Source organism: Lysobacter hankyongensis (genome assembly GCF_039543145.1).
GTDB classification, from domain to species: Bacteria; Pseudomonadota; Gammaproteobacteria; order Xanthomonadales; family Xanthomonadaceae; genus Lysobacter_I; species Lysobacter_I hankyongensis.
The window spans coordinates 119568-131738 of the sequence record NZ_BAABJE010000007.1 but is presented as its reverse complement, the minus strand read 5'-3'; the positions used below and the strand labels follow the sequence as shown (position 1 = coordinate 131738).

Below are 12171 nucleotides of genomic sequence, written 5' to 3'. Positions count from 1 at the left end.
CATGACGTCATTCGGCGACGGCGACGTAGCGTTCCCCGTCGTCCTCGTCCTGCGGGTCGTCCAGCACGACCTTGCAGGGCAGCGCGCGCAGCTTTGCCTGCCACTCGGCACCGATGTAGTGATGGCTGAGGTCCAGCGTTTCCATTCCGCCGAGATACGGCGACTCGCACAGCGCCTGCGCGCCCGCGTCGCCGATCGTGCCCATCGACAGGTCCAGGGTTTTCAGCTTGCCCAGCCACGGCTGCGCCGCCAGGTGTTTCGCGAGATCGTCGCTGTTCTGCGCGTCGCGCAGGCCGAGATATTCCAGCCGGGACGCATCGATGGCGTCGAGCATGCGCGCGTAGGTCCAGACGTCGCCGTCGAAACCGTAATTGTCGTCGCCGAGCCACAGCTCCAGACGACGCAGCGCCGGCAGGGTCGAGCCCGCGATCGCATCCACGATCTGCGCGGGCAGGCCGCCGCATTCGATCGCCAGTTCCTCGAGCGCGGCATGCGAGAACGCTTCCAGCGCCAGCCCGCTGCTGCCGCGGATGCGCAGGGAGCGCAACTGCGGGAAGGCGTCGAGCAGGGCGTTGTAGCCGGTCTGGATGATCCAGGAGATCTCGCAGTCCTCGTAGGTCATGTCGCCGATGAAGAGCGCGCGCAGCGCCGGCAGTTCGGCGCGGCGCTCGATCAGTGCATCGAGGTATGCCTGCGGCGAGGTGTCGTGCGCTTCGCTCCACGCGCCGATGATGAGTGCTTCGATGGCGGCGGCATCGACCTGGGCGAGGAAGGCGTCGAACAGTTCGCGCTGGCTTTCGCTGGAATCGTAATCCTGCGCCAACCGGTAGACGTGGGTGCGCACGCTGTCGCGGTCGGCGATGGTGTCGCCCATGCGGAATTCCACGACGGGTTTGCCGAGATAGCGATCCTGGGTGTTGTTGACGGTCATGGGGGTCCTGGAAAGAAGAATCCGGCGATCGGTGCGTTGGATGCCGGTGAATGAAGAATGCCGGGAAAGGAAGACAGCTTGTCGGATCGGGATCAGTCGCGCTTCGTCGCGGGAGCGGCCTGGCGCTCCGCGGCGTAGGCTTCCACGCGGCGCCACACCCGCAGCGCGTTCTCGCCGAGGATCCTGCGGATGTCGGCGTCGCTGTAGCCGCGCGCCTGCAGTCCGGCGATGAGGTTCGGATAATCGGCCACGGTCCTGAGCCCTTCCGGCAATGCGCCGCTCACGCCGTCGAAATCCGAGCCGATGCCGATGTGATCGATGCCGACCAGCTTCACGCCGTAGTCGATCTGGTCGAGCACCGCGTCGATCTTCACCGGCAGCGGCGGATGGTCGCGGTCCCATTCGGCGTCGAATTCAGCGACCGTCTGCGTGGTGCGGCCGGCGCTGCGCGCGCGTTCGTATTCGGCGTAGGCGACGAAATAGGCTTGGGTCTTCGCGGCCGATGCCGGGTCGACGAAGGCGTTGCCGAACGGGATCTGGATCACGCCGCCCTTCGCGGCGATGGCCTTCGCCAGTTCGTCACTGAGGTTGCGCTCGAAGCCCGGGGTGAAATGACGGAACGCCGAGTGCGTCGCCATCACCGGCGTGCGGCTGAGGTCGACCGCCTGCGCGACCGCGTCGTCGGACAGGTGCGACACGTCGATGATCATGCCCAGCCGGTTCATTTCCGCGACCACCTCGCGGCCGAAGGGGCTCAGGCCCTTCCATTTCTTTTCGGCGGCGTAGGACGAATCGGCGATGCGGTTGTTGGCGCTGTGGGCGAGGGTGATGTAGCGCACGCCGCGGCCGTGGAAATACTTGAGCTTCGCCAGATCGCCGCCGATCGGCGCACCGTTCTCCATGCCCAGCGGCAGCAGCACGAGACCGAGCAGCCGCAGCGCTTCGACATCGCGCGGCGTGCGCAGCAGCGCGAACTTGTCGGGATTCTCGTTCGCCAGTTTCTCGACCGCGTCGATCATGCGGTTGGCGATCTCGTAGGCCTTGCCGTCGTCGTCCTGCCCGGGCGAGGTGTAGATCGACATGAACGCCACGTCGAGGCCGCCGGCGCGCGCTTTCGGGAAATCGAACTCGCGCGGCTGCGCGACCGACAGATCGCGCCATTCCTTCATCAGTTCGGTCGGTGCGTCGATATGGGTGTCGACGATGACCGCGTCCCGCGCGAGCTTGCGTGCGGCCGGCGTGCTGTCGGCGGCATGGGTCGTACCGGCGAACAGGAGCACGGTGAGCAAGGAACCGGCGAACGGTGTGTGAATCATGGGGCGCATGGCGGGCTTCCTGGTGCGTCAGTCCTGTCGGCCGACAGGATACCCGGCCACGAACACGCTGCGGGCCAGGTCGCCGCCCAGCCAGTAGCACAGCTCTGCCGGACGCCGGATGGCCCAGTGGACGAAGTCCGCGCGCAGGCCCGCCCGCAGTCGGCCGCGGTCGTGCAGCCCCAGCGCCCGCGCCGCATGCACGGTGGCGCCGCGCAGCGCTTCCTCGGGGGTCAGCCGGAAATGGGTGCAGGCCAGCGACATCGCCAGCGGCAGCGACAGCAGCGGCGCGGTGCCGGGGTTGCAGTCGGTGGCGACGGCCATCGCCACGCCGTGCGCGCGGAAAGCCTCGATTGGCGGCCGCTGCGTCTCGCGCAGGCAATGGAAGGCGCCCGGCAGCAGCACCGCGACGGTGCCGGCGGCGGCCATCGCGCGCACCGCCGCGTCGTCGGTGTACTCGACATGGTCCGCGGACAGCCCGCCGAATCCTGCGGTCAGCGCGGCGCCGCCGAGATCGCTGAGCTGGTCGGCGTGCAGCTTCACCGGCAGATCCAGTGCGCGTGCGGCTTCGAACACCCGGCGCGTCTGTTCAGGGGTGAAACCGATCCGCTCGCAGAACGCATCGACGGCATCGACCAGGCCTTCGGCGCGCAGCCGCGGCAGCCAGTCGACGACGGCGTCGATGTAGTCGTCGGCACGACCGGAAAATTCGGGCGGCAGCGCATGCGCGCCGAGATAGGTCGTGCGCACATCGATGCCCAGCGCTTCGCCCACGCGCCGCGCGACCCGCAGCATCTTGCGTTCGTTGTCGAAGTCCAGGCCGTAACCGGACTTGATTTCCAGGGTGGTCGCGCCGTCGCGCAGCAGCGCCCGCGCGCGCGGCAGCGATTCTGCCAGCAGCGTGTCTTCGTCCGCCGCGCGCACCGCGCGGACGGTCGACACGATGCCGCCGCCGGCGCGGGCGATGTCCTCGTAGCTCGCCCCTTCGAGGCGCCGTTCGAATTCGTGGGCGCGATCGCCGGCGAACACCAGATGGGTGTGGCAGTCGATCAGGCCGGGCGTGATCCAGCCGCCGCCGGCGTCGATCACCGCATCCGTTCGCGCTTCCGCATCGCCGGGCAGCGCCGCGCGCGGACCGACGAAGGTCAGCACGCCGTCCTTCCAGCCCAGCGCGCCGTCTTCGATCGCGCCGTAACCGTCGCCGTCGAGGGTGGCGAGCGATGCGTTGAGGAGCAGGCCGTCCCAGGTCGTGCTCATTGAGGTCGTGCTCATCGGATGGCTCCCGCCGTGCGCAGCGTGTCCGCATCGAACCCGAGCGCCGCGCAGATCGCATCGGTGTGTTCGCCGAGATGCGGCGGGCGCTGCGGTTCGGCGGGCGGCGAGGCCGACATCCGCAAGGGGCTCGCGATCATCGGAATGCCGTCTGCTTCGATGCGCAGGCCGCGCGCGGTCGCGAGTGTGCCGAACACCGCCTCGCGCACCGTGTTCACCGGGGCCGCGGGAATGCCGGCGCTCTCGAATCGCGCCAGCCACGCGGCGACGCCGTCGACGGCGAAGCAGGCCTCGAGCTTCGGGATCAGCCAGCCGCGATGTTCGACCCGCGCCGCGTTGGTGGCGCAGCGCGGATCGTCGCGCCATTCGGGTCGTTCGATCAGCGCGCACAGCCGCGCCCACAGCGCGTCGCTGCCGCAGGCCAGCGCGAACGCACCGTCGGCGGCGTCGAAGGTCTGGTAGGGCACGATGCTGGCGTGCGCGTTGCCGTAGCGGCGCGCATCGTGGCCGGTGAACAGCACGCTGGCGGCGACGTTGGCCAGCGCCTGCACCTGCACGTCGAACAGACTCAGTTCGATCGATTGCCCCTCGCCGGTGCGCGCGCGCTGGTGCAGCGCGGCGAGAATGGCGATGGTGGCGTTCAGGCCGGTGGTGAGATCGACCGTGGCCACGCCGACCTTGCTCGCGGCGCCGTCGGCGGGGCCGGTGATCGACATCAGCCCGGATTCCGCCTGCACCGCGAAGTCGTAGCCCGGTCGCTGCGCGCCGGGACCGCTGCGGCCATAGCCGGAGATCGCGCAGTGGATCAGTCGCGGATTCAGCGCGCGCAGCGCGGGGTAGTCGAGGCCCAGCGATTCGGCGACGCCGCTGCGGAAGTTCTCGATCAGCACGTCGGCGTCGCGGATCAGGGCTTCCAGCAACGGCCGCGCCTGCGGGTGGCGCAGGTCCATCGCGATCGCGCGCTTGCCGCGGTTGCAGCTGGTGAAGTACGCGGACAGGCCGTCTTCGCCGTGGCCGATGAAGGGCGGGCCATAGCCGCGGGTGTCGTCGCCTTCCAGCGGTTCCAGCTTGATCACCTCGGCGCCGAGGTCGGCGAGGGTCATGCCGCACCACGGCCCGGCGAGCACCCGCGAGAGTTCGATGACCTTGATTCCCGCCAGTGCGGCCATGGATGGATCGCCGGATGAAGTGGAGAGAGTTTAACGGCCGGTCCGGGGGAATGGCGCCGGGGCGATCTGCGACAATGCGCGCATGCGCACACCGATCACGTCCGTTGACGGCCGCTGGGTCCTGCCCGGCGTCGCCAATCTGCATTCCCACGCGTTCCAGCGCGCGATGGCCGGCCTCGCGGAGCGGATGACGCATCCCTCCGATTCGTTCTGGACCTGGCGCGAAACCATGTACCGCATGGCCGCGCGGTTCGATCCCGATGCGCTGCACGCGGTCGCCGCGCAGCTGTACGCGGAGATGCTCGAAGCCGGCTACACCACGGTGTGCGAATTCCACTACCTGCATCACGCGCCGGACGGTCGTCCCTACGACGATCCGGCGGCGATGTCGCGGGCGCTGATCGCCGCGGCGCGCGAGACCGGCATCCGCCTGACCCTGCTGCCGGTGCTGTACATGACCGGCGGCTTCGACGGGCGCCCGCTCAACGACCGCCAGCGCCGCTTCGGACATGCCGTCGATGCCTGGCTGCGGCTGTTCGAGACCCTGCATCGCGAACAGGACGACATGCTGCGCGTCGGCTGCGCCCTGCACAGCCTGCGCGCGGTGCCGCCGGAGGCGATGACGACGGCGCTGGCCGCGCTGCCGCGGGACGCGCGCATCCACATCCACATCGCCGAGCAGATCGGCGAAGTGCAGGACAGCCTCGCGATCCGCGGCGACCGCCCGGTGCGCTGGTTGCTCGACCACGCCGAGGTCGATGCGCGCTGGACGCTGGTCCACGCGACCCATCTGGAGGTCGACGAGATCGTCGGCATCGCCGACCGCGGCGCCACGGTCGCGATCTGCCCGACCACCGAAGCGAATCTCGGCGACGGCCTGTTCCCGCTGCGCGACCATCTCGATGCCGGTGGCGCCTGGGGCATCGGTTCGGATTCGCACATCTCGGTCTCGCCGGTGGAAGAACTGCGCTGGCTCGAATACGGACAGCGGCTGGCCACGAAGCACCGCAACATCGTCGCGACCGAAGCGATGCCCAGCGTCGGCGACGCGCTGCTGCGCGGCGTGCAGGCGAGCGCGGAAGCCTCGACCGGGTTCGCATCGGCGACGACCGCGGGCGATGCGGTCGTCCTCGACGGCGATGCGCCGCAACTGGTCGGCGCGACCCCCGAGGACATCGCCGACCGCTGGATCTTCAGCGGCAACCGGCCGCTGGTGCGGACGGTGACGGTGAACGGTCGCGAGGTCGTCGCCGACGGCCGCCACCGCGACCGCGACGCCATCGCCGCGCGGTATGCGGCAGCGATGCGCGGGCTGCTGGCCGGCTGATCCGGCCGCGACACCGTTTCATCCGCCGGAGGCGGGGGTTCGTCGCATGGCCCGGCAGGCCGCGACGCGGCAGGGCAGGCTGGTCCCATCCCGCCCACCCCGTTCCGCAGTGGAGATCGTCATGGCCATGTTGCTCAGTCCTTCCTTCGTCTTCGCCGGTGCGTTGCTGCTCAGCGGCGCCGCCCACGCGATGTCCGATGCCGAACTGCAGGCGGTGGTCGGGCAGCGTCTGCACGGCGACCGCACCGGCGCCTGCTTCGCGACCGCGGTGATCGACGGCGACCGCGTCAGCCGCGCCTACGTCTGCGCCGATGGCGGTGCAGACATGGGCGTCTCCGCGCGCCGGATCGGCCCCGCGACCGCCTTCGAGATCGGTTCGGTCAGCAAGCCGATGATGGCGGCCCTGCTCGCCGGGCTGATCCGCGAGGGCAAGGCCTCGCTCGACGATCCACTGTCGGCGTACCTGCCCGAAGGCACCCGGGTGCCGACCTTCGAGGGCAAGCCCATCCTGCTGCGCCACATCGTCACCCACACGTCCGGCCTGCCGGCGATTCCCGCTGGCATGCAGCATGCAGACCCGGCCAATCCCTATGCGCGCCTGACCGAGCGCGGTCTGCTGGATGCGCTGTCCAAGACGACGCTGTCGCGCGCGCCCGGCGCGCAGTTCGAATACTCCAATTTCGCGGCGATGCTGCTGTCGTACGCGGTGGCGCGTCGCGCCGGCGAGGATTTCGAAACCCTGATCGACGAACGCCTGTTCGCGCCGCTGGGCATGACCCGCAGTTACATCGGACGCAAACCCGACGGCGCGACGGTCGCGACCGGGCACACGCCGGACGGCAAGCCGACGTCGCCCTGGGATTTCCCGACCGATTTCGCCGGCGTCGGCGGCGTGCGCGCGACGCTCGACGACATGGTGCGCTACGTCCAGGCGCAGGCCGGCACCGCGCCGAAGCCGCTGGACGCCGACTTCGCGCTGACCCATGTCGCGATACCGAACGATGCGAAGACCCCGATGGCGATGCACTGGATGATCGCGCAGCTCAACGGCCGCAGCTTCCTCGCGCACGAGGGCGGCACCGGCGGGTTCTCGTCGTTCGTCGCCTTCGATCCGAAGCAAAAGTTCGGCGTGGTGATCCTCTCCGATACCGCGCTGCATGGCGTCGGCGGTCTGGGCAGTCTCGGCCTGCACCTGCTCGACGCCCGCGTGCCGCTGGGCAAACCGCTGAAGCCGGAAGCCGATGCCGGCCCCGCGCCGATGCTGTCCGCCGATGACCTCAAGGCCTACGTCGGCGAGTACCCGCTGGTGCCGGGCTTCGCGCTGACGGTGCGCGCCGAGGGCGCCACGCTGACCGCGCAGGCCACGGGGCAGGGCGCGTTTCCGCTTGCGCCCAAGGCCAAGGACGTGTTCGCGTTCGCCGACGCCGGCATCGTGATCCGGTTCCGTCGCGATGCGGCTGGTAAAGTCGTCGCGCTCGCCCTCGAACAGGGCGGTCAGATCCTGCAGGGCATGCGCAAATGATCCCGTCGTCCACCGTCTCCGATCGCACGCCGTACGCGCTGGACCAGCCGCTGCCCGCCGAGGTCGTCGTTGCACGCGGCGCGTGGCTCGGTTACCGGCGCTATCCGGTGTTCGGCTGGCGCTGGCTGCGCGGCCGCAGCCTGATCTTCGCCGTCGCGATCGGCGCGTGGGCGCTGTTGACCGGATGGGGCATGGGCATGATGGCGTCGGACATGCGCCTCGGCCTGTTGTCCGGCCTGCATTTCTTCGGCGGTTTCATCCTGATGTCCTGTGTCGGCCCGCTGTTCGCCACGCTGGTGCGGCATCGCGGCTGGCCGCTGCGGCGCGAGCGCATCGGCGTGGTGCTGGCGGTGCTGGCCGGCATCGTGGTCGCCTATTTCGCCGACACCTGGGCGTCCGGCTATCTCGAACAGGCGGTCGCGAAGACGCACGGGATCACAGCGAAGGTGAAGCCGCCGGAATTCTCGCCGTTCGTGAAGGCGATCGTGGCCACGGTCAATGTCGCGTTCGCGGTGCTGATCTACGGCGCGCTCGGCGGCGGGCTCGCGCTGCGCGCGTACTTCCGCGAACTCGGTCGTTGGCAGGACAGTCGGCAGGCCGCGGCGCTGGCCGCGCTGCAGGCCGAGAAGCAGCGCTCCGAGCTGCGTCTGGGCGTGCTGCAGGCGCAGGTCGAACCGCATTTCCTGTTCAACACGCTCGCCTCGGTGCGCGCGCTGGTGCGCCAGGATCCCGGGCAGGCCGAGGCCACGCTGGACGCGCTGGTGGATTATCTGCGCGCCAGCATTCCGCGCCTGCGCGATGCCGAAGCCACGCTCGATTCCACGTTGCCCGATTCCAGCCTGCTCGATTCCACGCTCGGCCAACAGCTCGATCTGTGCGCGAGCTATCTCGAACTGATGCGCCTGCGCACCGCGGGCCGCCTGTCGCACGCGATCGAAGTCGATCCCGCGCTGCGCGACGTGCCGTTTCCGCCGCTGCTGCTGATCAGTCTGGTCGAGAACGCGGTCAAGCACGGGATCGAACCGCGGCCCGGCCCGGGCAGGATCACGCTCAGCGCCGAACGCGACGGCGACGCGCTGCGGGTGCGCGTGATCGACGACGGCATGGGCCTGCAGCCCGGCATCGGCGGCGGGCTCGGGCTCGCCAACGTGCGCGCGCAACTGCAGACGCGCTACGGCGATCGCGCCGAGTTCGCGCTGCACAGCCGCCCGCCGAAGGGCGCCTGCGCGGAGCTGCGCATTCCGCTGGCCGGTGACGCGCGATGACGACGGCGCCCACCGCGATCATCGCCGAGGACGAAGCGCCGCTGCGTCGCGCGCTGCGCGCGCTGCTGGCGGAGGCCTGGCCGGAATTGCGCGTCGTCGCCGAATGTGAGGACGGCATCGCCGCGATGGAGGCCATCGCCGCGCATCGCCCGGACCTGTGTTTTCTCGACATCCGCATGCCCGGCGTGAGCGGCCTCGACGTGGCGCGCGCCGCAGTCGCGGCGAAGTCGCTGGTCGTGTTCACCACCGCCTACGACAAATACGCGGTGCGCGCGTTCGAGACCGGTGCGGTCGACTATCTGCTGAAGCCGGTGCAGCCGGAGCGCCTGCAGCGCGCGGTCGAACGCCTCCGTGCACGACTTCGCGATGCCTCGACCGACGACGATGCTGCACGCGTCGACACGCTGGAAGCAGCGCTGCGCCCCGCCGGCGCGCGGTTGATCCGCTGGATCAGCGCGGCGGTGGGCGACAGCGTGCGCATGATCGGCATCGAGGACGTGCTGTTCTTCCAGGCGCAGGACAAATACGTGCGCGTGGTCACCGCCGACGGCGAGGCGATCATCCGCACGCCGATCAAGGAACTGCTGGCGGGACTCGATCCAGACGCCTTCTGGCAGGTGCATCGCGGCACGCTGGTGCGGGTATCCGCGATCGATCGCCTGCGCCGCGACGAATTCGGCAAATCGATGCTGCATCTGCGCGGTCACGACGAAGCCTTGCCGGTGAGCGCGGCGTTCCTGCACCGGTTCCGCGGGATGTGAACGCGTCAGAAGAACACGGTAGAGCGGTCTTCACGCCGCTGTCCTGAAAAAAAATGAAGCAGCGGGATCAAGCCTGAGGTGTCCCCACTTTTTCCTTCAATAGATCATCGGGTTACGATGATTCTGGATACGACTGTCATCCCGAGCCGCAGGCGAGGGACCTGTTTGTGATCGATCGAATCCAACTCGCCACGAAGGCTGACGGAACGATCTGCCGCACGGCCTTGGTTTCGCTCGCTGCCGCGAGCGAGTCACTTTTCTTTGCTTGTGCCACTGCGCCGCGCAGCGGCGCGAACGGCGAAGCCGGCCCGAAGGGCGAGCGCGCAGCGCGAGTCAAGAAAAGTAACCCAAAGAAAGCACACCCCGTCGGTCGCGCCCGGCGCGTTGCGCCGGGTCCACGGGTTTCGCGGGGTTTTTCGACAGGACATCCGTGTCCTGTCGAAAAACGCGCGGCGTCCTGCCGCGCGCCCGATGGGCCTGATCCGCGAAACCCGTCGCGGCCAGGGGCCCCGGTAAATCAAGACCAGAACCGGATCACGAATACTTTCGGAACTGAGAAATCACTGTGTTTCATGGAAAATTTGTGGAGATATCTCAGGCTCAAGCCCGCTCTACCGCTGGATGCAGCGTGCTTTTGCTTTGTTGGCGCGTATGAGGCTACCGCAGCGCCGCTTCGGTGGAGGCCAGGCTGCCGTCGTTCGGTGCCGGCTGCACGCGCAGCAGGCGCGCGAGCAGCGGATAGATGTCGACGTTGTCGAATGCTGGCAGCACCACGCCGCGTTTGAACGACGGTCCGCTCGCGACGAACACCGCGCGCATCGTCGGATCTTCCGGCGCGAAGCCGTGTTCGCCCTTCACCGGCTGCGACTGCGGCGCGTTGGCGCGGGTCTGCACGCGCCAGCCGGCATCGACCTGACAGACGATCGGCGGAACCCGCGCATGCGTGCCGTAGTGCCATGCCTTCGGCAGTTCGGCCTTGCGCCAGCAGGCGTAGACATCGTGGCGACCGAGGAAGGCGCGCTCGACGTCCGCGTCGCGTCCGGGTTTCGGCACGATGCCGACCAGCGTGCCCCACGCGCGCAGCGTGTAGGCGGAGGCGTCCAGCCGGTCGTCGAGCAGGCGCAGATGATCGCGCGGCACATCGGCCATGCCGTGGTCCGACAGCACGATCAGATCGGTGCCCGCGACCATGCCGCGCGCGCGCAGCCCGTCGCGCAGTTTCGCCAGCGCCGCGTCCACGCCGCGCAGCGCGGCCAGCGACTGCGGCGCGGTCGCACCGTATTCGTGCGCGGTCACGTCGTACTGGTCGAAATACAGCGTCAGCAGCTGCGGCCGTTCGCCGACCGGCAGGTCCAGCCATTGCAGGATCTGATCCACCCGCGCACTCGCGGTCACAGTCTTGTCGAACGGGCGGGCATGGCGCGGACGTTCGCCGGCGATCCGCGCCTCCGAGCCGGGCCAGAACATCGTCGCCGCGATACCGCCCTGTTTCTGCAGCGTGGCCCAGATCGGTTCGCCGCCCCACCAGCGTCCGTCCTTCGCGCCGTCTTCCTTCGAGATGAAGCGGCCAAGTTGTTCGTCCAGCATGTTGTTGTGGACGATGCCGTGATGGTCCGGGCGCAGGCCGGTGACGAGGGTGTAGTGATTGGGGAAGGTCAGCGTCGGGTAGCTGGAATTCAGCCACTCGGCGCGCGCGCCTTCCGCGGCGATCGCGTCCAGCGTCGGCAGGGTGCCGTCGCCCAGCATCGAGGCGGGCAGACCGTCGATCGAGACCAGCACCACGCGATGGCCGGCATCGATGGGCGCGGGCCGCGCCGTCGGGCCGCCGGTGCAGGCGGCGATCGGCAGCGAGAGGACAAGAACGGCAATCCATGCCGGGAAGACGGTGTGCAGGCGGCGTGGCATCATCCGGCCATGATAAACGCGGTCGATGTCGCCGCGGTTTCGACGGTTCTTCGACTTTCGACCACTGTTCCGGAGTCCGCATGCCTCGCCTGGCCCCGCTGATGTGTTTCGCCGTGTCGTCGGTCTTCTGCCTGTCCGCATCGGCCCAAGGACCGCAGGCGCCGCAGACGCCGAACGCCGCGCATTCACCCGCCGAGTGCGAGGTCTGGACGAGGGAGCTGAGCTTCGCCCGCACGGTGGCCGACCACGATCCCGCCGCGTTCGCCGATCATGTCGCGGAGGGCGCGGTGTTCGGCGCCGGTCGCGCGCGCCAGACCCGCGGCCGCGAGGCCATCGTCGCGCGCTGGGGCGGCATCATCGAAGGCAGGCACGTGACCATCGAGTGGTATCCGGTCCGGACCACGATCGGCGGCCTCGACAGCATCGCCTGGTCGGAAGGCCCGTCGCTGCTGATCGAGAATCCCGGTACCCCCGACGCGAAGTATTCGCTCGGCGGTTACCGCTCGGTCTGGCACCGCGACGCCGACGGGGTCTGGCGTGTCCTCTTCGACGACGGCAGCGACAGCGCGCCGGCCACACCGGAGCAGGTCCAGGCCTTCCGCGCCGGCCGTCGCGAGGCCTGCCCGGCGGGCTGACGCCGCAGTGAACGTGGCGCCCCCTTCGGACAGGTGCGTTCATGCAGGCCGCGCCGGCCCGGCGTAAGGTG

General features: G+C 69.2%; 10 protein-coding genes. 5 read left to right on the top strand and 5 right to left on the bottom strand.

The genetic code is table 11. The features are described from left to right. Window positions 1-7: 7 nt before the first annotated feature. The 4 genes from ABD974_RS08750 to ABD974_RS08735 form a co-directional block, all read right to left on the bottom strand. Window positions 8-931 carry an STM4015 family protein gene (locus ABD974_RS08750; protein WP_345302930.1) on the bottom strand — a complete coding sequence of 308 codons (924 nt, stop codon included), beginning with the start codon at window positions 929-931 and terminating at the stop codon, window positions 8-10. A 92-nt stretch (window positions 932-1023) separates the two neighbouring features. Next, on the bottom strand, window positions 1024-2256 hold the full coding sequence (locus ABD974_RS08745; RefSeq protein ID WP_345302929.1) for a dipeptidase: 1233 nt from the start codon (window positions 2254-2256) through the stop codon (window positions 1024-1026). 18 nt (window positions 2257-2274) lie between these two features. Continuing rightward, window positions 2275-3516 carry an imidazolonepropionase gene (gene hutI / locus ABD974_RS08740; RefSeq protein ID WP_345302928.1) on the bottom strand — a complete coding sequence of 414 codons (1242 nt, stop codon included), beginning with the start codon at window positions 3514-3516 and terminating at the stop codon, window positions 2275-2277. Beyond that, a complete protein-coding gene (locus tag ABD974_RS08735; protein WP_345302927.1) occupies window positions 3513-4685 on the bottom strand; it encodes a CaiB/BaiF CoA transferase family protein in 1173 nt (390 codons plus the stop codon). Before ABD974_RS08735 ends, hutI begins: the two co-directional genes overlap by 4 nt. Before the next feature lie 82 nt (window positions 4686-4767). Here ABD974_RS08735 and ABD974_RS08730 point away from each other — a divergent pair, with 82 nt between their 5' ends. From ABD974_RS08730 to ABD974_RS08715, 4 genes are all read left to right on the top strand, one after another. Then, window positions 4768-6012, top strand: a complete 1245-nt coding sequence (locus ABD974_RS08730; protein WP_345302926.1) for a formimidoylglutamate deiminase — start codon at window positions 4768-4770, stop codon at window positions 6010-6012. A gap of 121 nt (window positions 6013-6133) precedes the next feature. Continuing rightward, a complete protein-coding gene (locus tag ABD974_RS08725) occupies window positions 6134-7534 on the top strand; it encodes a serine hydrolase (protein ID WP_345302925.1) in 1401 nt (466 codons plus the stop codon). Beyond that, entirely contained in the window at window positions 7531-8799 is a 1269-nt protein-coding gene (locus tag ABD974_RS08720; protein WP_345302924.1) for a sensor histidine kinase, read from the top strand. Before ABD974_RS08725 ends, ABD974_RS08720 begins: the two co-directional genes overlap by 4 nt. Beyond that, window positions 8796-9560, top strand: coding sequence for a LytR/AlgR family response regulator transcription factor (locus ABD974_RS08715; protein ID WP_345302923.1), 765 nt, complete (start codon window positions 8796-8798; stop codon window positions 9558-9560). The genes ABD974_RS08720 and ABD974_RS08715 overlap by 4 nt, the downstream gene beginning before the upstream one ends. Window positions 9561-10217: 657 nt before the next feature. Here the strand turns inward: ABD974_RS08715 and ABD974_RS08710 are convergent. After that, the gene (locus ABD974_RS08710) at window positions 10218-11468 is read right to left on the bottom strand and encodes an alkaline phosphatase family protein (protein ID WP_345302922.1); all 1251 of its coding nucleotides are present in this window, start codon (window positions 11466-11468) and stop codon (window positions 10218-10220) included. Window positions 11469-11545: 77 nt separating this feature from the next. Here ABD974_RS08710 and ABD974_RS08705 point away from each other — a divergent pair, with 77 nt between their 5' ends. Then, window positions 11546-12100 (top strand): YybH family protein, encoded by a 555-nt coding sequence (locus tag ABD974_RS08705; RefSeq protein ID WP_345302921.1) that lies wholly within the window; start codon window positions 11546-11548, stop codon window positions 12098-12100. Window positions 12101-12171: the final 71 nt, after the last annotated feature.